This window comes from Pseudomonas sp. H1_F01 (genome assembly GCF_054681425.1).
This window is the reverse complement of the sequence record NZ_CP162823.1, coordinates 6,413,737-6,436,729: the sequence shown is the minus strand read 5'-3', so window position 1 is coordinate 6,436,729 and position 22,993 is coordinate 6,413,737. Positions and strand designations below refer to the sequence as shown.

Below are 22,993 nucleotides of genomic sequence, written 5' to 3'. Positions count from 1 at the left end.
CGCGACACCACAGGAAATGCCCGGCGATTGCCGGGCTTTTGTCAATGGCGAGCGCCTGAAGACCCGTCAGCTTTTAGCCAGGCAATGAAGGCCCCATGGAAGAAAAAGAATCGATCCAGTTGGTGATTGAGTCAGAGCAAGATGCGATAAATCTGATTGAACTTGCTCTCAATGGCGAATTTAAAGATAAGGATGTTTCTTTTGATTTTCAGGGTTGGCCGAGCCTGGATATTAATATCAAAGGCGAGCGATACCACAGCACTTTGCCTGTTGGCGTGATGAAAGGACTGGTTGAATATCAAGGAGTGCTCAATCGAGCATACGCACTCGTATCTGAAAATGAATCTGCAAAGTCGATTTCTGACTCCGAGAGAAAAGACCTCGAAGTGGTATTTCAGGTATCTCAAGGAAGTTCCGAAATTGTAGGTGCTATCGCCGAGCAATTCGGTACATTAGCGGAGCAAGCAATGCTAACCATGTCAGGCGATGAACTTGTCATAACTATTCTTGGGCTGGGATTGATTTTCGGTTTGTCGAAGGTTGCTTTAGCAAAATTTAAAATTAATGGTGAGCTCAAGGCTGAAAAGCAGCGGCTCGATTACGCCGAAAACATTGTAGAAAAAAATGTAACTCTCAGCAAGGTGAACTCAGATCTCAGCAAAGCCTTGGTTACAGTAGTCAAGGGCGCTTACGACGCAGACCATTTGAGTTTGGGAAGCATAGATTTGGATGAAGAAGAAATCAAAAGCATAACGCAGCGTACCAGATCTTCCACTGAGAAAATTAGAATCGACGACCTCTTTCTAGTGAAAAAGTTAGAAACTGCGGCTAATCGTTGGAAGTTGGTTTTTCAGCATCCTAGTTACGGCCTCATAAATGTTGTTCTTTATAAGAGTCAAGAGGCCGAGCGGGTGTTAGATGAAATTCAGCATGCATTTCGCTCTGAGACGGCCGTGCATCTTTATATGCTCGGCGCCTTTAAAGGTAAGAAACTCATTTCCGCTGCCGTTGTAGGCTCGCCAACTTTAGGTCTTTTGTACGAAGATGATGAAGCATAAATAAAACTTTTTCCAAATGAAGCCCGTCTATTGCGGGCTTTTCATGTATACCTTCCTGCATAGGAAGCTTTTTAGTTGACAAGCATAACTACAGAAAAAACCAGCTTTCTGGTCTATGCTTCTTGCTTTTCATCGCGACCATGGTTCGGCTGATTGCATGGGCTTCGCGGTGAGTAATCTACGTAATCTGTACGAAGCACCCGATGCCCAGTAGAGTTTCTGGTGAATGAGTTTTCAAAAAAAAGGAACCTCATTTAGTTCAGATAGACTGACTTTTACGCTCAAGCCAAACTTTTCGTTCACATCATTTACTAGATCGACAAACCAAGCGGGAGCTTTCGGGGATACCAAAACTTCTTCTATGAGTACTTCAAGATTACATTTTACTATTTTCCCCAAGTCTTGAGTTCCATAGTCACTAAGCAGCGCCCTGACTTCTCTTTCATGCTCGAAGGATTTTCGTTTTCGCCAAAAAGCATCATTAACTCCCGCATAGCTATTTTTCAGGTCTATATACTTGATGCGACCAATTGCTATCGATGGATCCCGGTCTAGGGATAAATATAGGCTTTGATAAGAGGTTCGGACTGCCACAGCGTTTGCAAGGAATGTGGAGTAGAGGCGCCACATTGCTTCAGACTCATGTTCGCTCTCGTGCCAACAGCTTACGAATGTTCTCTTCTTATGATTTTCACCGCCTACTTCCAAATCACGAAGAAGCTTTTGTGCTTGTTCTTCTACGTCGGCATCAGAAAGTTTACACTCAACTCCATCTGGTGGATTTCTGATTGCCGATCGAAAGAATTCCAAATAATGCGAATCCCATCCGTCCTTCCTTTTTTTGAGTCCCTTAGCGCCCTCGAATATGTCCTCAAAGCAGTCAGTGCGAGTGAAGTACAGGCCGCGCGATGAAAGTAAACTTACATATTTAGTGAAGTCCATATACCGCCACAGCTTACTTGACGGTTCCGGCACGACATATGGGCGCTGTGAAAATACATTTCGTACGGCCGTCTCTTTAAGCTGATCTTTGCAACCGTCGCAGACATACAGAGGGGTGTCGTCGAACCCATAGCCAAGATGGGAAGTATCGCCCGCAGTAAAAGCGTAGTCGCACGATACGCAACTGCCATGACTTTCAAATTTCAGACGACGAAGCTCCAAAGTAAATCTGTTCGTCATTATTTGCATAGCAATCTCGTTAGCTTGGGTAAAGCCACCTCTCTGTATAGCGGTGAGTGGCTGTAAGTTTGATATAAATTCAATTCTCGGGGTAATTAATTTTTTGTATTCACCAGCCAGTATCGCCCTCGAGCCGGTATAGCTTTGGCTCCTTTTTTAAGGCGGTGTGTTCGTCTATTACAACATCCTCTCTTCTGGTTGTTGGCGGATTATGCAGCGAGGAAAATATGCTAAAGACCCCCTTTCCTGGCTTTTTTTTATTTACCTTTAATTTTCCGCTACGAAGAAGCTGAACTGTTTTTTTACGCTGCGCATCTGAGCGTTCTTTTTCTAGGACGCGTCGTTTCTCTGCTTTCGCGAGATCTCTTTCTCGCTCTTGATTTCGATTATTTTCGCCGGTATTTCGTGCTTTCTTTCTCATGAATTTCGAAGCGCCTCCATGAACTTCTTTTTTCAAGTGTTGCGGCCTTTTACGCAGCTACGTGAACTACCTTGCAACACCCACTGCCAAGCAAGCACCGATCTAGCAGATGGGATGTGCCAGACTACATCGGGTCGACAATGCCTTTCAAGAAGCTTACAGGCGCCGGTGTGCGCAGAAGGGGGGCTAATCTTTTGCTGGCCGGCAAATCCGGGGCGAAGGCGATCGGCATGTGTCCGTTTCTGGCCGTTTTCTGACCTTCGTTTAGAGGTTGAACTGCCAGGATTTTCCTAAGCGATGAGTGAGTAATTGCATGGTCAGCAAATAGTAATAGCGCGTCGATTGAGTGTGCTGGTTTAGGTGGTGATTCAAAAACCACGCAAGGTGTTTTCTCTGCCAAGTCCATGGATTGTCGCGTTGCCAGCGCTCAGCGATCGCTGTTTGGATGGCCTTCGCCTGACGCAGGTGGCGTTGGCGCGTGGTATGCGACCCGGTTAGGACGCCCGCCAGGAACAGATCCATATCGAATGCCGTGCTCATGCGCGACCACCAATGTAAGCGGCCACCACGACGATACGGTTGTGCCCCAGCTCATAGCTGATTTGTACTCGGGCTTCCTGATCGAGACGTCGGTCGAGTTGATAGCAATGGCCACCGTTGATGGGGGCGGGATGGTGGGTGATTTGCTCATAGCGTTCGCACGCATAGGCTGCCCGCAATTCGTGGAAGCCTTTGAGGTTGTACTGATGGAGGATGTCCCGTGCAGGACGGACGATTCCCCGTTGGAAATCGAGGTAGGTTTCGTTCGGTGCAAGTAGGTTGCGGCTACCGTCGGGTGAGACCTGTTCGGCGAATTTCAGCGCCTCGCGAATATGATCATCCGCCCTGATCCAGCGAGGTGCCGAGGCACCTGAGCGGCCCCCCTTGGTGCCATCCTGGATGTTGATCTTGCCGTATTGTTCGGCCTCACGTTTTAAGCGCGGAAGGTCGGCCAAAATGGCCTCACGTAAGCGCATGCCGGTGGCTCGCGCTAATTGAGCGATGGCCGCGGCACGCGGCTGCTGGTGTGCGCAAAGCACCTCTACAACCCTCTTCACATGTTCGCGGTCTTGGCCTTGCGGCACCGAACGACGAACACTGGTGCGCCGCATTCCTAGCGCCTTGCTCGGACTCGGTACTTTCACATACTGATCACCGCGAAGCGCTGCCAGGGTCCGATTGATGCTGGACAATCGGTTTTGCGCAGTGGCGATGGCGAGATCGCTGCGCTCAACCAGGTGACGCAGATGCTCCGCGTAATCCAGCAAGGTCTGCCGATCTATCTGCCGTGCATCATTAATTCCCGGGCCGTCCTCCGACCGACACCAGCGCACGAACGTCTGCCAACGATCACTGTGTGCTTTGACCGTCCCGTAATGCCCACCGCCAAACAGGTCTTTCAGTGCCTGCGGCCCGGCATAGCTCAATTGCCGGCCATAGCCAAAGTTCCGCCCATCCCGTTTACCTACCAGTACCATGATCGAACGCCTCTCGAAGCCAACTCTTAAAACCTTCCCCACGTCATCCCGCCACGAATGTTGAGTGTTATCAGGGATCAAGGCCCCTGCGACCTGTGAGGGTTGTCCACTAACGCGGGACTGGCGGCTCTTTACGACCGGGAGCTTGGGCATCTCATGATCTGGCCTCCTGAGCACTTCCGAGGAAGTGGGCGGGTGGAGGCTGCGCTGGCTGACGAGACCGACGCCGCGAGATCTTGAGTCAGGTGAAGGCAGTGAGGCGATGACCGGGGCATACCTGACTGTCAGTCAGGTGCAGTCCATTCCGTGGACTGCGGCACCGTCATCGGCATCGCTGTTGCTGGTGACTTCGGTTTTGTCACGCCGATTGTCACGAGGTGGGATGCCGCAAAGCCTTGTACGAGTTGGGCTGCAGCAGCGGTTGGAGCGCCCGTCTCTTTCCAGAAGAAAGAGACGGGCGCAGGTTGGCTCAATGAAATGGCCAAGCGGATAGGTTGCTGCAGGGCAGCTATGAAAGGGGGAAGTTGCCGCAGTGGGCACATTGGTAAAAGTAGGCATCCATCACATCGCTGTGACCGTGCGAGCCGCCGGACGCTAATCGCACTTTGGGAGAACCACCACCGTGTGGCGTAGCCTTAAAGGTTCTGGCTACCTGGGTTGCTGTCAAAGACAGCGCTTTGCCCGATCTTTTCTACGCCTGTGGATAATTTTGGTCAAGGCTCGAATTTTCGGGAATTCTGCGGCTGTGGATGAAATTATCCACCGGTGGAAATCTATGGTTTTCCACAGACAATTTGCGTGGGCTTTAGATTTTTTAAATGAGGTCCATCCAAGCAGGGCGGCTTTGCAGCCCCGCTTGGATGGACCCGCGTGGAAGGGCGGACAACGGTGATCTCACAGGCTTACCCACGTTTGGATGCGCCACGGCTATTTTGTAGGGCCGTGATGTTGTCGCCGACTGGGTGAGCGAATTCGTGTGGCGTCACATGCCCATGGCGGTTGGCGTCGATGTAGTTGCTCCACCACGCCATGATCAGCCGGCGCTGCTCCAGAAATTCAGCTTTGTGGATATACGCGGCGCGCACGCGGTTGCGTTCCTTGTGGCTCATTTGTCTTTCGATGGCTGCGTCGGTCCATAACCCGGACTCCAGCAGAGCGCTACAGGCCATGGTCCTGAAGCCGTGGCCGCACACGTCCTTGCTGGTGTCATAGCCGACGTTACGGAGCATGGTGTTCACCGTATTCTCGGACATGGGCTTCCAGTACTTGTGGTCGCCCGGTAGCACCAACTCTGAAAAGCGACTGAGGCTTCGCAGGCGCTCCAGTATTTCGATGACCTGCGGCGATAGCGGAACCATTTGAATGTCGCCGTTCATCTTGGTCCCACGTGTGGAGTTGCGTACCCCTTCAATCGGTGCGCGCGTATCGGGAATTTCCCACATGGCGCGTTGGAGGTCGAACTCACTCCATCGAGCGAAGCGCAGTTCGCTGGAGCGGACGAATACATGCAGAGTCAGTAGCACAGCAAGGCGCGTTAGCTCGCGGCCGTTGTAGTTGTCGATACGGTGTAGCAATTCGGGTAGGCGGTTGAGGGATAGGGCCGGACGATGGATTGTGCGTGGCGCGTGAATCGAGCCTGCCAGATCCAGTGCAGGATTCATGGTGATCTGCCGAGCCCTTTTGGCCCCGCGCATGATGGTGGATAAGTAGTTCTGTACCCTTAACGCCACATCCATGGTGCCGCGTTCCTTGATGCGCTGGGTGATCTCTAGCAGGTCGTGGGTATCGAGTTCAGCGATGGGTCGTTGGCCGATCAGAGGGAAGACGTGAGTGCGCAGTCGGCTCATTACGGTTTTTGCGTGGCCTTCGGTCCAGCGGCGGGACATGTCGGCGTGCCACTCCAGGGCAACGGTTTCGAAAAGCAGTGCCGCACGCTGGGCCACGATCTTGGCCTTCTTCTTTTCTTCCATTGGGTCGAGGTTGTCGAGCAGCAACGCCTTGGCTTCGTCTCGCTTACGTCGTGCGACGGAAAGGGTAACGATGGGGTAATTGCCGATGATGAGCGTGCCTTCCTTGCCGCTGGGCTTGGTGTACTTCAAGCGCCAGGTCTTTACGCCATTGGGTTTGACGAAAAGGTACATGCCGCCGCCGTCGAACAGTTTGTAGGCGCGTTCGCGGGTTTTGGCCGTGCGGCATTGCAGGTCGCTGAGGGGGATCGCTAGACGTGGCATAGGGGTACGCGCTCCTGACCGGGAAATCGCAGTACCCCTAACATACCCTCGGGGAAGGGGGATTTTGTTGGATCCCGACGGAGGGTTCTGGAACGAAAAAACCCGCCAAAGGGCGGGTTTTCGGGGCTTCCAGAGCATTCGGTGGAATGCAGTGGAGCCTAATGTGGTGCCGGCACCAGGAGTCGAACCCGGGACCTACTGATTACAAGTCAGTTGCTCTACCAACTGAGCTATACCGGCGTGTGGGCGACGATTATAGCGATTGGGTGCGTTCTGTAAACCCCTGAATTCTGACTATTTTTGCACGACCCATGCTCAAGCGCGGCGCAGCAGGGCGCGCATTTTCTGCAAGGCTCGCCACGCACGACTGTTTTGCATGGCCTGGAGTTGGGCTTCGGCCTGTTCAGCCCGTTGCAGGGCGGCGCTGAGCTGTTGGTCTGCGTCGTCGATGGGGTGGCTGAATTTGTGGCCTTTGCAGAGTTGGAAACCGTCGAGGTTGCACGGGGGGATGTCGAAGGCGGGTTTGAGGGCCAGGTGTTCTTCGGCGAGGTAGTAGGTGTTGATGCCGTCGAACAGGATGGACTGGTAGCCGGCACCGGTCACCAGGGTTTCCCAGGTCTGGTCACGGGCCCATGGGGTTTCGATGAGGATGATCCAGGGGCGCCAGCGGCTGAAGTCCATGCCGCGCAGGACGGTTTCCTCGTGGCCTTCGACGTCGATTTTCAGGAAGTGGATGGGGCGGTCCTGGGCGTATTGCTCGCAGATGGAGGCCAGGGTGCGGGATTGGACGGTCTGGTTGCGCACGTCCATGCCAGCGTCGCGGTGTTGTTGGGCGACGCTGGCCTCTACTGTGGATAAGCCGGTGTCGGCGATGGTGTAGAAGGTCAGGCTTTCGGCGTTTTCGCCGGCCACGCATTGCAGGTTGATGTCGTGGGGGCGTTGTTGGCAGAGGGCGTCGTAGTAAGCCGGTACCGGTTCGATGTTGATGCCGCGCCAGCCACGATCGTAGAACGCTCGGGTGACCGAATCATCTGTCGGATGGTTGGCGCCGACGTCGAGGTAAAAGCCGTTTTCCACCGATTGAAGGGCGCGCCACAGGCGTATGTCTTCGAAGTTCTGTGCGTAGGAAATGAACGTCACGGCCAGTCCTTGAGTGTGTCGGCATTGTGTCAATCACGATACGTTTGGCTGTTGTATAGCACGGGCGCGGTGGACGCAATTACTGGCGCGGGGCAGCACTGAATTCGGCGGTTATGTCGTTTTGCTTAGACGCTTATGCACAACGGGCAGGATGAGGCGGATGGAACCTTGCGGTTTTGTGACCGCTTTCGCGTTTTGTCGCAAATCCCTGTTTTCATGGTTTTTTATCCATATGAACAAAAAATGACCAATGTTGAATCGGTCAGGAAATCGCGAATTTCTTGGATCCAGGTTTATTTCATCAACAGAGTTATCCACAGGGTGTTTCGTCTCAGCAACGCTCTGCCAGCAACATCAGATTGCGCGGCGTAAGCGGTGTTTCGCAGAAGGTGCCAAGGCGAACCTCGTAGCCTTTTTGACTGAGGAACAGCGCCCGATCCAGTACCAGCCAAAGCTCCAGTGGCCGCCGGAAAAGGCCTCGCAACAACTCCAGGTTGCGCACTTCGGCCAGGCGCTGATGGCCTGCTGCTTCCAAGGCGAGCCAATCCGGCGTGCCGACTGTGGATAAGTCTTTCAGGGCCGCCAGATCGATGCAGTATTGGGCGAAGGATTTTTCCAGCCAGGTGCTGGGCAGTGAGGGGGTGGGTAGGTAGTCGTCGCACTCTCTGATGTGCCGTTGCAGCAGGTCGAAGCCCAGGCGCCGGGCCATGGACTGGTCTCGTTGTCTTCTGACGCGGGCGCCAGCGGTGACGGTTTCGGTCAGCGGCAGGCTGAGATCATCGAGCGACAGCTGTAGGACAGAGCCCTTGGCGGCGTCGGACAGTGCTTGATAACGCTCGGTGTTGATGCGGTTGTAACAGCACGGTGCGATAGCCAGTTGTGCACAACCAGCGGCGCTGGCCAGTTGCATCAAGCGCACATGCAGGTCGCCGCAGGCGTGCAGGGCCACAGGCGTGTGTCCGGGGTGGAGCGCCTGGGTTGCGTCCGCCGCCAGCACGTCTTGTTGCAGATGTGTGGCGGGCAGGCGATGGCGCAGGCTCAGTTGTTGGCCGCTGGCGACCAGTGCGGGGTCGTATTCCAGGCAGGTCAGTTGCTGCTCACCGTGCAGCAGGCGTCGACCGAGGTGGCCTTTGCCGGCGCACCAATCCAGCCAATGGGTCGGTTGGGTGGTGAAGTGCAGGCGGCTGGCGAAGGCTTCGATCTGCTGCCACTTGCGTCCGGGCACGTCGACGTTGAGGCGATGGCTTGGTGCCTCAAGCGTGCTGGCCGGCAATTCTGCGACAGCGCTCAATGCACGGGAGATAGCGGCCAATTCGGGGAATGGAGCTGGCGCGTGTTCCATCAACCACGGCTGATGATGGTCGTTTTCCGCGGCCTCCAGAGAACGCTGGCGTAGCCATTGGGACAATTCCGGGTGGGACGTTTCCCAAGGCAGTTGCAGATGGGTGAACGGACGCGGTTTCCACAGTGCCTGGTGCGCCGTGAGAAAAGTATCCAGCGCCGTGAAGCGGGCGAGTAGAGCCTCGCCCGTCAGCACGCCACTGTCAGCGCCCTTGGCAGGCATCGATGCGCAACCGGCGCTCCAGCTGCTTGAAGCCTTGCACCAGGACGAAGGACATCAACAGATAGAACATGCCGGCCGCGAAGAAGATTTCCACCGGCATATAGGTTCGGGCAATGATGGTACGGGCCATGCCGGTGAGTTCCAGCAAGGTCACTGTGCTCGCCAAGGCGCTTGCCTTGAGCATCAGGATCACTTCGTTGCTGTAGGCCGGGAGGCCGATGCGCGCGGCGCGGGGCAGCATGATGTAGAGCAGTGCCTTGGGCCGCGACATGCCCAGGGCCCGCGCGGCTTCGATCTCGCCACGGGGGATGGCCTGGATCGCACCGCGCAGGATCTCGGCGATGTAGGCAGCGGTGTGCAGGGTCATGGTGGCCGTGGCGCACCAGAACGGATCTCGCAGGTACGGCCACATTGCACTGCTGCGCACGGCATCGAACTGCGCCAGACCGTAGTAGACCAAAAACAGTTGCACCAGCAGCGGCGTGCCACGGAAAAAGAAGATGTAGGCGTAGGGAAACGCCCGCACGTACCACAGGCGCGAAGAGCGGGCGATGCCCAGTGGAATCGCCAGCAGCAGGCCGGCGATCACGGCGATGGCCACCAGCTCCAGGGTCAGTGTCGCGCCCTGGGCCAGCTTCGGCAGCCACTTGATGATGACGTCCCAGTTCATTGGGTACTCCTGGTAAATCCACGGGCGGCGCGTCGTTCCAGCAGATGCATGCCGATCATGGCGAGCACTGTCAGGCCCAGATACATGAATGCTGCGACCATATAGAAGGTGAACGGTTGTTTGGACACGGTCACGCCGATTTGCGCATGGCGCATGATCTCTTCCAGGCCGATTACCGAGACCAGCGCGGTGTCCTTCATCAGGATCATGAACAGGTTGCCCAGGCCTGGCAGGGCGATGCGCCACATCTGCGGCATGATCAACCGGGTGAAGATCCGCCACTTCGACAGGCCCAGGGCTACGCCGGCCTCACGGTGGCCCTTGGGGATCGCCAGGATCGCGCCGCGAAACACTTCCGTGGCGTAGGCGCCAAAGCACAGGCCCAGGGCAATGACCCCGGCGGCAAAGGCGTCGAGGGCGAGGTCCGGTTTGCCGAAATACTCACCCAGGGCACGCATCAGGTTGACGGTGCCGAAATAGATCAACAGCACCCAGAGTAATTCCGGGATGCCGCGAACCAGTGTCGAATAGGTGCCACCCAGCCATTGCAGCGGCTTGTACGGCGAGGTCTTGGCCAAGGCGCCGAGCAGGCCGAGCCCCAGCCCCAGGCAGAGGGCTGTGAGCGCCAGTTTGACGGTCATCAGCGCGCCGGCGGCGAGCGCCGGGCCGAATCCGTAGAGATCGATCATCATGGGTAAGAGTTCATATCGCGGCAGGCTTTGCTAAGGGCCGGCGTTGCCAGGGAACAGCGCCGGCCAGGCACGTCAGTATCAATAGATGCTGAACGGGAAGTACTTGTCGTTGATCTTTTTATAGGTGCCGTCGGCAATGATTTCCTTGAGGGCGGCGTTCAGCTTGTTGCGCAGCTCGTCGTTACCCTTGCGCACCGCAATGGCGATCTTGTCGCCTTCCACCACCGGGTCGCCCTTGAATTCGTAAGCACGGCCAGCTTCGGTTTTCAGCCAGTCGTAGTTCACGTATTTGTCCGCCAGGATCGCGTCGACGCGACCGGAGGTCAGGTCCAGGTAGGCGTTTTCCTGGGTGTCGTAGAGCTTGGCGGTGATATCGCTGCCCAGTTCGTCTTCCAGCCAGGTACCGGCGAGGGTAGAGCGCTGTGCCCCGATGACCTTGCCTTTGAGAGATTCTTTATCGACTTTGAAATCGACGTTTTTCGGTGCGATGAATTGCAATTTGTTGGAGTAGTACGGGTCGGTGAAGTCCACGGCTTGCTTGCGCTCGTCGTTGACCGACAGCGAAGAAATCAGGAAGTCGAACTTCTGGGCCAACAGGGCGGGAATGATGCCGTCCCAGTCGGAGGTGACCACTTCGCATTCGACTTTCATCTTGGCGCAAAGGGCATCGCCGATGTCTTTATCGAACCCCACGACCTGGCCGCTGGCGTCCTTGTTGTTGAACGGAGGATAGGCCGCTTCGATGCCCATCTTCAGTTTGTCGGCCGCCATGGCGCTGGCCGAAAAGACCAGGCTGGCCGCTGCGGCCAGGAGGAATTTCTTGTAGGTCTGCATGTGTACTGCTCCGTTAGCGGTTGCTGGACATGAATTGTTTGCAGCGCGCCGAAAGCGGGTTCTCGAAGACCTGCTGTGGCGATCCTTGCTCCTCGACCAGGCCTTGATGAAGGAACACGACTTCGCTGGAAACCTGACGGGCGAACCCCATTTCATGGGTGACCAGCAGCATGGTGCGTCCTTCTTCGGCCAGGGCGCGGATCACACTAAGTACTTCCTGGACCATTTCCGGGTCAAGGGCGGAGGTGGGTTCGTCGAACAGAATCACCTTGGGCTGCATCGCCAGTGTGCGGGCGATGGCGGCGCGTTGTTGCTGGCCGCCGGACAGTTCGGCCGGGTAGGCGTGGCGCTTGTCGGCGATACCGACCTTGGCCAGCAGGGCTTCGGCCACTTCGACGGCTTCGGCCTTGCTCTGGCCAAGCACCCGGCGCGGCGCTTCGATGATGTTATCGAGCACGCTCATGTGCGGCCAAAGGTTGAAGTTCTGGAAGACAAAACCGATCTCGCTGCGCATGCGGTTGATCTGTTTGCCGTCGGCGGCCACCAGTTCACCGTTCTTTGCGGCCTTGAGCTTGAGCTCTTCGCCGGCCACCAGGATCTGGCCCTGGTTGGGGTTTTCCAGCAGGTTGATGCAGCGCAGGAATGTGGATTTGCCGGACCCGGAGGATCCGAGGATCGAGATCACATCGCCGTCGCGGGCGGTCAGCGAGACGCCTTTGAGCACCTCCAGCTGTCCGTAGCGTTTGTGCAGGTTGCGGATTTCAAGCGCGGGCGTGGCCTGGGCCATGTGCGGTCCTCATGGTATGTGCTCCCTTGCTGTTGGCTGCCTTCCTTGGCGAGGCGGCCAAGCTAGCATGCGTCCGAATGGCCGCCAACAGCGCTACGGGCGGTAAACCGGTGATGTGCGGCAGGTTGTCGCATCGGCGCAGCAGACTGTCGCGCCATCAACAACCTAACGGCCGTTTGAACCTGGTTTACCGGTGAAAAGTCCGGGGAGTCGCGTAAAAAAAGGCGCGATGGTGCCAGCTTTGGGCGGGGGTTGGAAGGGTTAAACGGATGAGCGTTGCCGCGATCAAAAGTCTGTTGGGTTATTCGGGCGCGTCCCACAGTATTTTGAGAACCTCTCTGAAGCTGACCCATGCAATTTTGAAATCCGCCTGCACTTCAGGGCTATGAAGCCAATGCTTCGCTGCTTCCTGATCGATATCGTCAGCCCAACTTCGGTAAGCGATCAGGGTATTTTCGACCAGGTTTTGGACTGCCATGGCCTCGTTTTCGGCATTTTGACTGTCCAGAAGCTCGGGCTGTTCATCCGTCATCGCAATGAGTAATCCGAGCATCCTGACCATCATGTCGATGCGCCCCGTCTTTTCTTCGGCGTCTTGCATCTCATAAAACAGTGACAGGAAATCTCCGGGGCGTTCTTCGAATTCGTCTTGCAGGGCATCCAGGAAATACGGATCGTCGTATTCGGGAAGATCAAACGTGACAGCAGGCTTGGTACGGCTGACGCGTATTTGCTTGGCTTTTGCTTTTGCACGCTTGGCGCGTTTTTTGTTGCTTGTTCGCGGAGGCCATGGGTGTGGTCCCGTTATTTGTAGTGGAAGTTAGATATTGGCATCGAGCATGAACTCGATCCATTGGAATCAGTTAAAGGCATAGGGCAATGAAGGGGCATGTAAATGGTATATGCCGGTTGTGCGATGGGTTCGTCCTAGTCAATAGTCCCAATCGATCTAAACCTTAACCCGCTACGGTGCTCCAAAAAGAACTCATGTGAGTTGTTTCCAGAACCTGGAGTCCTCGCCATGAAGCTCATTCATTATCTTATATTACCTTTCATCGCCATCAGCATCCTGCTGTTCCCCATCGCCCTCAACGCCACCAACCTCGCGCCCATAGACAACGCAGGCGTGCAGGTCCAACCCATGCAGCAGAACGGCATCACTTATCTGTCGGGCGGTATCGGTGAGGACGAAGCCCGGGCCATTGGGCAGGCCCAGGGCTACAACCTGCACATGACATTCGCGGTCGGCCCGGAAAACAAATACATCCCGGATGTGGAGGTCGTCATCCAGAACGCGTCGGGGCAAACGCTGCTGACGCTGACTGAGGCCGGACCGCTGGTTTATGTGCAACTGCCGCCGGGCAAGTACAGCGTGGTGGCGACGCGCAAAGGTGAGGCGCGGCGCGACACTGCTGAGATAGGCAGCGGGGCCGCGCGCAACCTGGTGTTCCATTGGAACGGTGACGAATAACCGGCCGGCTTATTCGCTGGCGGGTTCTTCCATCGACTGGCGATACCGATCCAGCGCCTCGCTGAAGTCCTTGATGAACTCCGGTGTGCTGAGCCAGCGCTGGGCGGTCTCGCGGTCCATTTCATCGACCCACATGCGGTAGTCCACCAGCATGTCGGCGGCCAGGTTGGTCGCTGCCATGCTTTCGTTTTCGGCGTTTTTCAGGTCGAGCAGGCCTGGGCGTTCGATGATCATCTCGCTCAGGGACGCGAGCAGCGTGTCGAGCATTTCACTGCGGCTGATGGCCTCGGCTTCGCGCAGCTTGGCGAACAGTTCCAGCACGTAGACCGGTGGTTGGGCGGTGGCGTGGGCCGGGTCGCCATACATTGGGATCGATTTGCGCCCGGTCATGCGGATCTGCTTGGCTTTGTCTTTGGCGCGCTTGGCGCGTTTTTGCTGCTTGTTCAGTGAGGCCATTGGGCTTCGGTTTCCAATTCGTTAGGGGACGGTGCCCGGCTCAGTCGATTTTCGGCACGGTAAAGCGGAATTCGCTGCCCTGGCCTGGCTGGCTTTCGGCGTGCAGTTTACCGCCATGGGCCTGGACAATCCCCTTGGAAATGTACAACCCCAGCCCGGTGCCGTTCGGGTTGCCTTCCTTGGTCGTCCAGTAGCGCTCGAAAACATGAGGCAACTGCTCTGGCGCGATCCCTTCACCAGTGTCCCGAACGCTGAACACGATCTCATCGCCGACTGACATCGCACTGATGCCCACGGTGCCTTGTTGCGGTGTGAACTTGATGGCGTTGCCAATCAGGTTCGACAGCACTTGGAACAGCCGCTCGGGGTCGGCATTGATCCTCAGGTTGGGTTCGGCATGGAAGGAAATGTCGATGGCCTTGGCAGTGGCCAGCGGCGTCAGCAGCGAGCAGGCGTCTTCGAATATCTGGCTGACGTCCATCGGCTGGGGATTGATGGTGTAGCGTCCGGCATCGATGCGCGAGGTGTCGAGCAGGTCTTCCAGCAGCGCGTTCATGCGGCTGGTGGCCTGTTGCATGGTGTCGATGGCTGAAGAGATTCGCTTGGAACTGTGGGAACCGTCGGAGCTGAAGGCCTTTCGCATCATGCCGCAGAGCATGGAAATGACCGTCATCGGGCTGCGCAGGTCATGGGACACCACGGCCACCAGTTCATCGCGGGCCTGCACGGCCTGGCGCTCCTTGCGCACCTGTCGGGCCAGATCGTTTTCCAGGGCCGAGCGCCGCAGGTCGTTGGCGGCGAACAGATCGCCATGGGTCCATTTGGTGCTGATGCCGGCCATTTCGACTTTCCAGATCTCGAAAGACGTCCGGGGCCGCAGGCGCAGGCCGGTCTCGCTGTTTTCCAGGTCCAGGGGTTTTTGCGGGTCGCCGCTCCATTGGAGGGTTTGTTTCACCTCGGGACGGAACCACAGCACGCCGTTTTCCACTGGCTTGGGCAGGTGGATCGCCAGCACGCCGCTCGCCACGTCCTGATAAGCCTGGGCAGGCGCGAAGTCGCTGCTCAGGTTGTGGTGGGATAACACCGGTTTGCCGGTTTCCAGGATCCATTTGTGCAGCTCGCGGATCTGTTCCGGTTCCGGGCACTGGCCGTGGCGGTGCAGCTTGTTGTCTTCGAAAATCGCCACGCCGCTGGCGCCGGTCAGGTCCATGAGCCGTTGTGGCTCATGGGACAGGCCATCGAAGACGTTTTCGCTGGACTCGGCCATGACGGTGGCGAGGACCTGGAGGTCTTCCAGCTTGGCGTCCCGTTGCCGGTTCAGTTCCAGGGCCTGCATGGCGCTGATCTGCAACGACAGCACCTGGCCGATGGTCTGGCAGGCCATGCGCATCTCATGGGGGACCAGCAGCGGCTGGCGATTGCCGCAACTGATCAACCCCCACAGGCGTTCGCCTTCCATCAGCGAGATGCTCATGGAGGACAGCACGCCCATGTTTTTCATGTATTGGCGGTGGATCGGCGAGACGCTGCGCAGCGTGGCAAAACTCAGGTCCAGGGGCGCCTGGGCGTCGGGCCGCAGTTCCGGGACCAGTGGCACCGGCGCGTAGTCGGCGTTGGGGATGATCCGCAGCCAGTTGGTGCGATACAGCTCGCGGGCCTGTTCGGGAATATCCGAGGCCGGGAAAAACAGGCCCTTGTAGAGCTCCATCGACGGCGCGCTGGCCTCGGCGATCACCTGGCCGTGGCCTTCTTCCTCGAAGCGGTAGATCAGTACCCGGTCGTAACCGGTCATGGCCTGGATTTCCCGCACGCTGATTTCGTACAGGGCCTGGAGGGTTTTCGCACTTTGCAGGCGTTGCAGCATGCGGCCCAGGTTGGCCTCGCCGCTGACGCCTTCAGGGCGATAGTCGCTCAGGTGTTGCTCCAGCTCGACGATCAGGGCGCCCTGATGGCGATGCACCAAGGCGTCAAAGCGCTGCTGGTTCACGACAATGGCCACGGGCACGTTGTCGCTTTCCGGGGCGGCGCGACAGGCGACCAGGATCGCCTCGGCCTGTTCCAGCCCCAACAGTGCGTCCAGCGTCTGGCCCAACAGCCTGTGGGGATCCTGACCCATCAATTGCAAGGCGTTGGCGCTGACCTGACGGATCACGAAATCGGGTTCGGACAGCATCAACAGCACACCATGAGGCTGGATGGCCCCGGGGAAGCGAATCGGTTCATCTGCGCAATTGGCCAGCAGCTCTTCGAAGGCTTCCTGGTTTTCCGGGGTCATAACAGTACCTTTTGGCTGTCCAGCCAGTGTTCGAAATGAGTGAACGTCGCCTTGGCGGCGCTTGTGACTTCGAGCGTCTGGGTCTCGCCAAGGTTCCTGTCGTCCAGGTACTGAAGGAAATCCTTCCAGCGTCGGCCGGTGAGTTCGCCATACACATTGAGAAAGGCAGCACCGCTGCAAGCATCGAGACCGAGCTGCTCGGCCACCCTGCGCCGCAGGATCTGCCCGCCGAGAGTCGCACCTTCCAACACATAGGAAACGCCGAGGGCGGCGGCCCGGGAGTCGATACGCGGCAGCGCCTGGCAGGTGGGCAATGCCTCGATAGCGGTTTCATCCAGGCCCAGTGCCGTGAGGTCGGCCCGCAATACCGGAAGTTTGATGCGCAGGGACTGGTCCAACCCGGCCGGAATCAGTGCCAGCACATGTAGCCGTTGTTCCAGCGGTTGATAAAAACCGTAGTAGGCCGCCATCAGGCGTCGGTACAGATCCAGGTCCAACTGTGGCGAGAAAAACGGCAGGCGTTTTTCCAGTGCGACGTGCAGTTCAGCGGTTTCGGTCCGCAATGCCTGGATCAGAGAAGGGTGGGGCGCGGCCGGTGACATGCAGGATGAAGCTCGTTGACTGAAGCATTGCTGGAAAAAAAGCGCGCCAATCTTACATGGGTTTTTTGAGTGTGCGCTCATCAGGTTGGCCTTCACTTCTTCAAGTCGCGGTACCCGATTGCCGCCCCTCTTCAAGTCGCGCCTGTTCGCGATCCAGCTCGTACAAAGCACTTGAGCAGGTAGTTGTAGAAGACCAGGTCGATGTAGAAGTCTTTGCTTTCGGTGCTGATGCGCTGTTGGCGGGCGACAAAGGCGAAGCCTTTTCCCAGTTCCAGAAGGAAGCCTTGTAGCTGGTCGATCAGGGCTTGTTCGAGGTCGGTTTCCAGCGGCATGCCGGTATTGGGCAATTCTAGGAACTCAAGGACCACGGGATCCCTGACGATGTCCCTGGGACCGAAATCCAGCTTCTCAAGATTGGCGGCCGCTTCCTGCTCTACCGCAGGCCGGTCGTGGCTTGCCAGGAGACGTTCGTAATAGAACGTGCCGATCTGTCGTTCCAAGGCGCGGGTGGACCAGTTTTGAGTGACGGCTTCGTTCATGTACCAACGGCGTGCATTCGCATTTTCGACGCGTGGCAGCGTTCGATAGTGAGTCCAGCTCAATTCGTGACGCAGTGCGTCACAGATTGGAAGCGCCTGATAAAAGAGGCGCATGTAGCGCAAATTTGAGAGGAAAAATAGCTGATTGACGCGGGATGGGTATGACGCCGTCCCATGTTGGTTGACCTTGGCTTGTAGGAACTATTCCCGCAGCCTGTCAGCCACCGCGAACCCCTTCGCCACAAAGCGCTTGGCGGGTGACAGTCAGACCTTGCCTTGCGCCAGTGCCTGGGATGCAGCCACATAATCGGCCTGGAATTGCTTGCTTTCCACCCAATCCAGCGCGGTCTGTTCATCCACACCGGTGGTCAAGCGGCGGTATTCGATCAATGCGGTAAAGATGAAGTCGGTCGCTTCTTCCTCACCTTCCTGCTCCAGCACCAGCTCCAGCAGTGGATGCCCCAGGAAGGCGATGCACATGGCCTGCTGGCTGATCTTTTCGGCAGCGCCCATGAGTTGGAACATCTCCGTCAGGTCCACGGTTTCCAGATCGATGCGCTCGTCGTTCGGGTCGAGGAAATCGTTCGGCGCAGCAGCACGCTTGGTACGGTTCTGCTTGGCTTTCGCCTTGGCGCGCTGGCTGCGCTTCTGCTGTTTGTTCGCCGATGACATAGTCGGATTCCTGATGGATAAGGCTATCTATCCTACAGCTTCAGCGGGAGTGCTTCGAATCTCAATCCACTACGAAGAGCGTAGCCCCCGATGAAGTGGAGGATCGATGGGGCTCGGCCTGGTCGGCTACCTGGTAGCTCATGCCGGGTTTGAGCAAAAATTGCCGGCCATCTTCAAGTTCAGTATTGAGCTCGCCCTTGAGGCAAAACAGGATGTGGCCCTTGGTGCACCAATGGTCGGCCAGGTACCCCGGCGTATATTCCACCATCCGCACGCGAATGTTCCCGAACTGTTGGGTGCGCCAATAAGCGATTCCGGTGATGCCTGTGTGCTCGGTGGGTTCGATGGTTGACCAATCGGTGGTGCCAAAGGGGATGCCGGTGATGTCCATGTCGACTCGCTTGCTGGAGGGGAGCGGACGAATGTAGCCGAGTCGATAAGGCGGAGGAAGAAAATCCCGGACAATAAAAAACCCCGATCAATTTCTTGATCGGGGTTTTCGGTATTTGGTGCCCAGAGACGGAATCGAACCGCCGACACGGGGATTTTCAATCCCCTGCTCTACCGACTGAGCTATCTGGGCAACGGGGCGCATTAAACGGGTTTTTCAGGGGGGCGTCAAGCAAGTTTTCAAAAAATATTTAACTATTACCGTCGCTTACGATCCGCCCCCGTACTGAACAGCTTATTCGGACGGCGGTACGTAGCCTTCGGCCTTGGCGTAATCTTCGCCGGAAAAGTACTTGTCCATCTCGCCCTGAAGGTATTTGCGATCTTCAGCGTTCATCATGTTCAGGCGTTTTTCATTGATCAGCAGGGTCTGGTGTTTCTGCCAGTCGGCCCAGGCCTTGGCCGAGACGTGGTCGTAGATGTCCTGGCCCTTGGCGCCCGGGAAGGGTGCACGTTCCAGGCCTTCCAGTTCTTCTTTGTACTTGCGGCACATGATGGTGCGGGTCATTGCAACTCTCCTGCGTTCATTACGGCAGCCGCGCGTTCGAGCAAGGTTTTGACCGGGGCGGCAAGGCCCAGGCGCGGCGGGGTGGCGAGGTTATACCAGAGCCAGTCGGCCTCGGCCACGTGATGGCCGGTTTCCCGGACCCGGACCAGCCAGGGTTCGATCGCCAACTGGAAGTGGCTGAAGGTGTGCACCAGGCTTGGCATTTCCTGTTGGCTGCCCAACTCCAGCGAGTGTTGCAGGGCCAGATGCTGCAGGTCGTCGAGGTCGTCAAGTTCCGGCAGGCTCCACAGACCGCCCCACAGCCCCGTGGAAGGGCGACGGTAAAGCAGGATCGCGCCTTCGTGGTTTGCCAGCATCGGCATCAAGGTGCGCTTCTTGGGCACTTCCTTGCGAGGCTTGGGAATCGGGTAGCGGGTTTCCAGGCCCAGCATGTGGGCCTCGCAGCCTTGCTTCAGCGGGCAGAGCAGGCAACTGGGCTTGCTACGGGTACAGAGCGTGGCGCCCAGGTCCATCATCGCCTGGGTGTAGGCGTTGACGCGGTCCTGTGGCGTGAAGCGCTCGGCGGTGGCCCACAGCTGTTTCGCAACCTTGGGTTCGCCTGGGTAGCCTTCCTGGGCGGTGAAGCGCGCCAGTACCCGCTTGACGTTGCCATCGAGAATCGGCGCCCGCAGGCCCATGCTGATGCTGGCAATGGCACCGGCGGTGGACAGGCCGATCCCCGGCAACTCGGTGAGTTTTTCCACGTCCCGGGGAAATTCGCCGCCGTACTGCTCGACGACGATTTTCGCGGTTTTCTGCAAGTTGCGCGCACGGGTGTAATAGCCCAGCCCGGTCCACAGGTGCAGCACTTCGTCCTCCGGCGCGGCGGCCAGGGCTTGAACGGTGGGCAGCGAGGCCATGAACCGGTCGAAGTAGTTGAGCACGGTACTGACCTGGGTCTGCTGCAACATGATTTCCGAGACCCACACCCGATAGGGCGAGATGGCTTGTTGCCAGGGCAAATCGTGGCGCCCGTGGCGGTCGAACCAGTCCAGTACGGCGGTGGAAAACTGCTCGGCTCTCATCGCTTGAACAGCCCCTTGAGTGCATCTTTGAGTTCGGGGCTGACCTTGTCGCCCAGCTTCTCATCAATCTTGTCGCCGAGACGGTCACCGGCCAGTTTCGCCGCGACCTTGCCCAGCCCGTCGTTGTCCAGGCGGCAGGCCTTGGCGCCCAGTTCCAGCGGGCCGCGGCAGCGCAATGGCCATTCGACGTCGACGTAGCGTTCATTGACCTGGCAGGCCGGGTCGGGCATGTCGCTCTTGTCGCCTTCGACGATGACGCCGACGCGATAGTCCATGCCCAGTACCCGCAGGTCGATGTCGCCGTTGCCGTTGACGGTCATGCCGGGGATGCGGACTTTCAGGTCCGGGTTGTTGGCAACGCCATTGTTGAAGGTGAGATTGCCGTTGAGTTGCTGGAACGGCGTGTCCTTGCCCCGGGGTTCGCCGCTGAGGGTCTTGCGATTGAGGGTGGCGATGCCTTTGCACAATTGCTGTTCGAGGTTGGCATTGAGCAGCACGCCATCGTTGATGACGAACCCGGCGGTGCCGTTGAGGCTGTCGATCAGGGCTTTCTGGCTATTGCCGCTGGCGGTGATCGCGCTGTTGACGGTGACCAGGCCTTTGACCGGCGGATTCTTGCCTTGGCTTTCGATGATCTTCTCGGCAGGGACCCGGTTGATGCGCGTTTGCAGGCTCAGTTGCGGCGTAGGCTGGCGCACGTCCAGGGTGCCCTTGGTTTCGAAGTTACCGCTGTACAGGTCGCCTCGCAGGTTCTCCAGGGTCAGCAGGCCGCCCCGGCCGGTGGCCTTGAGCGCAGCGTTCTGGATCGGCAGTTTATCGAGAGTCAGTTGCCCGAAGGTCAGGTCGGCATCGAGGTCCAGCTTGCTCAGGCGTTCCACTGGAAACAGTCGATCGTTACTCCAGGCGCCCTGGGTCGGGGCGCTTGGCAGCGGTGTACTGCCGGCACCGACCATGGCGCTGGCTTCGGTGTTGCTGACTTCGGCCTCACGGGCCGCCTTGGAACTGTCGGCTTCGGCGGACTTTGGCGCCAGGTAACGGTCGACGTTGAACGTGTCGGCCTTGAGCTGCGCACGCAGGGACTGCTTGGCAAAGTCCTCCACGGCAATACGACCGCTGAAGTTGCTGTCGTCCACTTTCATGTTGATGTCGTTGAACTCGACACTGGTTGGCGTACCGGCAATGCGGCTGGACAGCTCTACTTTGCTCAGGCTGCCTTCGGCCATGGCTGGGAGTTTCTGGCCAACGCTGTCGACGAACTTCGCCAAGTCGAACTGGGCGATGGACACGCCGCCATTCAACTGCGGAGTCTTGTCGAGGTCGTTGACCTTCAGTTCACCCAGGGCGCGCAGTTGATTGAGCGACAGTTTGATGCCGGTCCATTCGGCGACGTTTGCGGCTTTGTCCAGGAACAGTTGGCCTTGGGCGGCGAAGTTCAGGGTCTTGCCCTGCAAGGGGTCGCCAGTGGCTTCGCCGGACAGTTTCAGGTCTTCGAACTTGTAGCGCTTCAAGGCACGTTCGAAGCGCAGTTCACCCGTCACTTCGGTGCGTACGCGTACGGCCGGCTGGTTGCTGGACAGGAATGCGGTCAGGGTGACCGGAATGTTGGTGGAGTCATGGACCGGGCCGGTGCTCAGTTGAATGCTCTCGGCCGTGAACAGCTTGCCGGTCTGCTCGTCGGTGTATTCGACCCGGGCGTTGTTCACGGTCAGGCTGTCGATATCCAGTCGGGTCGGCTGGGCAGGTTTTTCTGCCGGGGTGCTGACAGGTGGGGTCGGTTGTTCAGCCGGCACGGGTGCCGGCGCGTTCGCCGTCGACGCAGAGGCCGGCACCTTGCCGATGTCTTCCCAGTTGCCGTGCCCGCTCTTGTCACGGTTGAGCCGCAGGTTCAGGCCTTCGACCCGCACATCGCTCATTTGTACTTCCCGGCGCAGCAGCGGTATTACCCGGACCGAAAGGCCGAGCATCTGCAGGTCGGCGAAAGGCTGGGTCGGACTGGCCAAGGTAGCGACGCTGGCGTCGTGCAACTCAAGGCCCAGCCACGGAAACAGGCTCCAGCCGATGTCGCCATTGAGGGTCAGCTCGATGTGGGCCTTGTCGCGGGCTATCTGGCGGATCTCTTCTTTGTAGTCGTTGGGATCGAACAGGTGGGTCAGGGCAAAGCCCAGGGCCACAATGATCAGCAACAGCCCGAGAAGTACCAGACCCAGGATTTTGCCGAACGCTTTCATGGGCGAATCCTTGTAGGTTGAGTTCAAAATTTAGCCGGGAGTATAACGCTGTGGGTTGGTGGTGGTGCGTTAGGACCGCAAATCCACTGTGGGAGCGAGCTTGCTCGCGATAACGGTGTGACAATCAATGAAGGTGTTGCGTGTGCGACCGCCATCGCGAGCAAGCTCGCCCCACAGTGGTTTCTAATCCTGGACCAGCATCAGTCCCAGCTTGGCCGCCAGCGCCTGGGCTTGCAGATGCCCGGCTGGGGCCAACAAGTGCAGCTCGGCACCGTTTAGCGCGGCCATTCGCCGGGCTTCGCTCACCAGCCGTTCAGCCACGCCACGGCGACGGGTAACGTTTCGTACGCACAGGTGGGACAAGCGCCAGGCGTTCTGGTGCCGTTGCAGGCGTGCTGCACCAAGCAGTCGGTCATTGAAGCGTGCCGCGATCAGCGAGCCTTCCTCGAGGCATTGCGCGATCAATTGCTTGGCATCGCTAAACGGTTCGAACAGCCAGGCCGGGGCATCCCGGTAGATTTTCTGCAGGTCCTGCTGGTCTTGGCAGGTGGCTTCGTTCAGGTGCTCGACGACGATGGGCATACGGATTCCTGAAAAATAAACGGTTCACGGCCTACAGAAAGTCAGTAATG

At 57.8% G+C, this 22,993-nt stretch carries 23 protein-coding genes, 2 tRNA genes and 1 pseudogene; 2 read left to right on the top strand and 24 right to left on the bottom strand.

Annotated features, from left to right (window positions below):
- Positions 1-95: 95 nt before the first annotated feature.
- Positions 96-1,058, top strand: a complete 963-nt coding sequence (locus tag AB4O09_RS28955) for a hypothetical protein (RefSeq protein WP_177073259.1) — start codon at positions 96-98, stop codon at positions 1,056-1,058.
- A 234-nt stretch (positions 1,059-1,292) separates the two neighbouring features.
- On the opposite strand, the gene AB4O09_RS28950 is transcribed toward AB4O09_RS28955, so the two are convergent.
- The 13 genes from AB4O09_RS28950 to AB4O09_RS28890 form a co-directional block, all read right to left on the bottom strand.
- Positions 1,293-2,249, bottom strand: coding sequence for a hypothetical protein (locus AB4O09_RS28950; RefSeq protein WP_218180307.1), 957 nt, complete (start codon positions 2,247-2,249; stop codon positions 1,293-1,295).
- A gap of 100 nt (positions 2,250-2,349) precedes the next feature.
- Entirely contained in the window at positions 2,350-2,697 is a 348-nt protein-coding gene (locus AB4O09_RS28945) for a hypothetical protein (protein ID WP_256346752.1), read from the bottom strand.
- Between the two features lie 228 nt (positions 2,698-2,925).
- Positions 2,926-3,201, bottom strand: a complete 276-nt coding sequence (locus AB4O09_RS28940; RefSeq protein ID WP_065835162.1) for a hypothetical protein — start codon at positions 3,199-3,201, stop codon at positions 2,926-2,928.
- On the bottom strand, positions 3,198-4,178 hold the full coding sequence (locus tag AB4O09_RS28935) for an integrase domain-containing protein (RefSeq protein ID WP_460107789.1): 981 nt from the start codon (positions 4,176-4,178) through the stop codon (positions 3,198-3,200). The genes AB4O09_RS28940 and AB4O09_RS28935 overlap by 4 nt, the downstream gene beginning before the upstream one ends.
- A 902-nt stretch (positions 4,179-5,080) precedes the next feature.
- The gene (locus tag AB4O09_RS28930) at positions 5,081-6,409 is read right to left on the bottom strand and encodes a tyrosine-type recombinase/integrase (RefSeq protein WP_169390144.1); all 1,329 of its coding nucleotides are present in this window, start codon (positions 6,407-6,409) and stop codon (positions 5,081-5,083) included.
- A gap of 164 nt (positions 6,410-6,573) precedes the next feature.
- Positions 6,574-6,649, bottom strand: a tRNA-Thr gene (locus AB4O09_RS28925).
- Positions 6,650-6,724: 75 nt separating this feature from the next.
- Positions 6,725-7,549, bottom strand: a complete 825-nt coding sequence (locus AB4O09_RS28920; RefSeq protein WP_003196785.1) for an FkbM family methyltransferase — start codon at positions 7,547-7,549, stop codon at positions 6,725-6,727.
- A gap of 331 nt (positions 7,550-7,880) precedes the next feature.
- Positions 7,881-9,113, bottom strand: coding sequence for a methyltransferase (locus AB4O09_RS28915; protein WP_003196786.1), 1,233 nt, complete (start codon positions 9,111-9,113; stop codon positions 7,881-7,883).
- Positions 9,094-9,783, bottom strand: a complete 690-nt coding sequence (locus AB4O09_RS28910; protein ID WP_460107786.1) for an ABC transporter permease — start codon at positions 9,781-9,783, stop codon at positions 9,094-9,096. Before AB4O09_RS28910 ends, AB4O09_RS28915 begins: the two co-directional genes overlap by 20 nt.
- Entirely contained in the window at positions 9,780-10,475 is a 696-nt protein-coding gene (locus tag AB4O09_RS28905) for an ABC transporter permease (protein WP_003196790.1), read from the bottom strand. Before AB4O09_RS28905 ends, AB4O09_RS28910 begins: the two co-directional genes overlap by 4 nt.
- A 78-nt stretch (positions 10,476-10,553) precedes the next feature.
- Positions 10,554-11,309, bottom strand: coding sequence for an ABC transporter substrate-binding protein (locus AB4O09_RS28900; protein ID WP_003196792.1), 756 nt, complete (start codon positions 11,307-11,309; stop codon positions 10,554-10,556).
- 13 nt (positions 11,310-11,322) lie between these two features.
- Positions 11,323-12,096, bottom strand: coding sequence for an ABC transporter ATP-binding protein (locus tag AB4O09_RS28895; protein ID WP_003196795.1), 774 nt, complete (start codon positions 12,094-12,096; stop codon positions 11,323-11,325).
- A gap of 301 nt (positions 12,097-12,397) precedes the next feature.
- Positions 12,398-12,697: a hypothetical protein gene (locus AB4O09_RS28890; protein WP_050516625.1), complete on the bottom strand. Its 300-nt coding sequence runs from the start codon at positions 12,695-12,697 to the stop codon at positions 12,398-12,400.
- 420 nt (positions 12,698-13,117) lie between these two features.
- Here AB4O09_RS28890 and AB4O09_RS28885 point away from each other — a divergent pair, with 420 nt between their 5' ends.
- Positions 13,118-13,567 carry a carboxypeptidase regulatory-like domain-containing protein gene (locus AB4O09_RS28885; protein WP_003196797.1) on the top strand — a complete coding sequence of 150 codons (450 nt, stop codon included), beginning with the start codon at positions 13,118-13,120 and terminating at the stop codon, positions 13,565-13,567.
- Positions 13,568-13,576: 9 nt separating this feature from the next.
- On the opposite strand, the gene AB4O09_RS28880 is transcribed toward AB4O09_RS28885, so the two are convergent.
- The 11 genes and pseudogenes from AB4O09_RS28880 to panM all read right to left on the bottom strand — a co-directional run bounded on the left by AB4O09_RS28880 (position 13,577) and on the right by panM (position 22,943).
- On the bottom strand, positions 13,577-14,023 hold the full coding sequence (locus AB4O09_RS28880) for a hypothetical protein (RefSeq protein WP_003196799.1): 447 nt from the start codon (positions 14,021-14,023) through the stop codon (positions 13,577-13,579).
- A 40-nt stretch (positions 14,024-14,063) separates the two neighbouring features.
- Positions 14,064-16,298: an ATP-binding protein gene (locus AB4O09_RS28875; RefSeq protein ID WP_003196801.1), complete on the bottom strand. Its 2,235-nt coding sequence runs from the start codon at positions 16,296-16,298 to the stop codon at positions 14,064-14,066.
- A complete protein-coding gene (locus tag AB4O09_RS28870) occupies positions 16,295-16,900 on the bottom strand; it encodes a biliverdin-producing heme oxygenase (protein ID WP_003196803.1) in 606 nt (201 codons plus the stop codon). The genes AB4O09_RS28875 and AB4O09_RS28870 overlap by 4 nt, the downstream gene beginning before the upstream one ends.
- 161 nt (positions 16,901-17,061) lie before the next feature.
- Positions 17,062-17,577: pseudogene (locus tag AB4O09_RS28865) on the bottom strand (PDDEXK nuclease domain-containing protein); the annotation flags it as partial.
- Between the two features lie 126 nt (positions 17,578-17,703).
- Positions 17,704-18,111 (bottom strand): hypothetical protein, encoded by a 408-nt coding sequence (locus tag AB4O09_RS28860; protein ID WP_003196808.1) that lies wholly within the window; start codon positions 18,109-18,111, stop codon positions 17,704-17,706.
- Between the two features lie 61 nt (positions 18,112-18,172).
- Positions 18,173-18,502 carry a DHCW motif cupin fold protein gene (locus AB4O09_RS28855; RefSeq protein WP_003196810.1) on the bottom strand — a complete coding sequence of 110 codons (330 nt, stop codon included), beginning with the start codon at positions 18,500-18,502 and terminating at the stop codon, positions 18,173-18,175.
- Between the two features lie 116 nt (positions 18,503-18,618).
- Positions 18,619-18,694, bottom strand: a tRNA-Phe gene (locus AB4O09_RS28850).
- Positions 18,695-18,796: 102 nt separating this feature from the next.
- The gene (locus AB4O09_RS28845) at positions 18,797-19,069 is read right to left on the bottom strand and encodes an oxidative damage protection protein (RefSeq protein ID WP_003196814.1); all 273 of its coding nucleotides are present in this window, start codon (positions 19,067-19,069) and stop codon (positions 18,797-18,799) included.
- Positions 19,066-20,133: an A/G-specific adenine glycosylase gene (mutY, locus tag AB4O09_RS28840; RefSeq protein ID WP_003196816.1), complete on the bottom strand. Its 1,068-nt coding sequence runs from the start codon at positions 20,131-20,133 to the stop codon at positions 19,066-19,068. The genes AB4O09_RS28845 and mutY overlap by 4 nt, the downstream gene beginning before the upstream one ends.
- A complete protein-coding gene (locus AB4O09_RS28835) occupies positions 20,130-22,361 on the bottom strand; it encodes an AsmA family protein (protein ID WP_003196818.1) in 2,232 nt (743 codons plus the stop codon). The genes mutY and AB4O09_RS28835 overlap by 4 nt, the downstream gene beginning before the upstream one ends.
- A 183-nt stretch (positions 22,362-22,544) precedes the next feature.
- Positions 22,545-22,943 (bottom strand): aspartate 1-decarboxylase autocleavage activator PanM, encoded by a 399-nt coding sequence (gene panM, locus AB4O09_RS28830; protein ID WP_003196819.1) that lies wholly within the window; start codon positions 22,941-22,943, stop codon positions 22,545-22,547.
- Positions 22,944-22,993 lie beyond the last annotated feature (50 nt).

Coding starts and splice junctions, on each gene's coding strand:
- AB4O09_RS28930 (WP_169390144.1), bottom strand. CDS start 6,409: ATGCCACGTCTAGCGATCCCCCTCAGCGACCTGCAATGCCGCACGGCC.
- AB4O09_RS28940 (WP_065835162.1), bottom strand. CDS start 3,201: ATGAGCACGGCATTCGATATGGATCTGTTCCTGGCGGGCGTCCTAACC.
- AB4O09_RS28900 (WP_003196792.1), bottom strand. CDS start 11,309: ATGCAGACCTACAAGAAATTCCTCCTGGCCGCAGCGGCCAGCCTGGTC.
- AB4O09_RS28910 (WP_460107786.1), bottom strand. CDS start 9,783: ATGAACTGGGACGTCATCATCAAGTGGCTGCCGAAGCTGGCCCAGGGC.
- AB4O09_RS28895 (WP_003196795.1), bottom strand. CDS start 12,096: ATGGCCCAGGCCACGCCCGCGCTTGAAATCCGCAACCTGCACAAACGC.
- AB4O09_RS28890 (WP_050516625.1), bottom strand. CDS start 12,697: ATGCAAGACGCCGAAGAAAAGACGGGGCGCATCGACATGATGGTCAGG.
- AB4O09_RS28880 (WP_003196799.1), bottom strand. CDS start 14,023: ATGGCCTCACTGAACAAGCAGCAAAAACGCGCCAAGCGCGCCAAAGAC.
- AB4O09_RS28835 (WP_003196818.1), bottom strand. CDS start 22,361: ATGAAAGCGTTCGGCAAAATCCTGGGTCTGGTACTTCTCGGGCTGTTG.
- AB4O09_RS28955 (WP_177073259.1), top strand. CDS start 96: ATGGAAGAAAAAGAATCGATCCAGTTGGTGATTGAGTCAGAGCAAGAT.
- AB4O09_RS28855 (WP_003196810.1), bottom strand. CDS start 18,502: ATGGACATCACCGGCATCCCCTTTGGCACCACCGATTGGTCAACCATC.
- AB4O09_RS28915 (WP_003196786.1), bottom strand. CDS start 9,113: ATGCCTGCCAAGGGCGCTGACAGTGGCGTGCTGACGGGCGAGGCTCTA.
- AB4O09_RS28905 (WP_003196790.1), bottom strand. CDS start 10,475: ATGATGATCGATCTCTACGGATTCGGCCCGGCGCTCGCCGCCGGCGCG.
- AB4O09_RS28870 (WP_003196803.1), bottom strand. CDS start 16,900: ATGTCACCGGCCGCGCCCCACCCTTCTCTGATCCAGGCATTGCGGACC.
- AB4O09_RS28875 (WP_003196801.1), bottom strand. CDS start 16,298: ATGACCCCGGAAAACCAGGAAGCCTTCGAAGAGCTGCTGGCCAATTGC.
- panM (WP_003196819.1), bottom strand. CDS start 22,943: ATGCCCATCGTCGTCGAGCACCTGAACGAAGCCACCTGCCAAGACCAG.
- mutY (WP_003196816.1), bottom strand. CDS start 20,133: ATGAGAGCCGAGCAGTTTTCCACCGCCGTACTGGACTGGTTCGACCGC.
- AB4O09_RS28935 (WP_460107789.1), bottom strand. CDS start 4,178: ATGGTACTGGTAGGTAAACGGGATGGGCGGAACTTTGGCTATGGCCGG.
- AB4O09_RS28860 (WP_003196808.1), bottom strand. CDS start 18,111: ATGTCATCGGCGAACAAACAGCAGAAGCGCAGCCAGCGCGCCAAGGCG.
- AB4O09_RS28845 (WP_003196814.1), bottom strand. CDS start 19,069: ATGACCCGCACCATCATGTGCCGCAAGTACAAAGAAGAACTGGAAGGC.
- AB4O09_RS28885 (WP_003196797.1), top strand. CDS start 13,118: ATGAAGCTCATTCATTATCTTATATTACCTTTCATCGCCATCAGCATC.
- AB4O09_RS28950 (WP_218180307.1), bottom strand. CDS start 2,249: ATGCAAATAATGACGAACAGATTTACTTTGGAGCTTCGTCGTCTGAAA.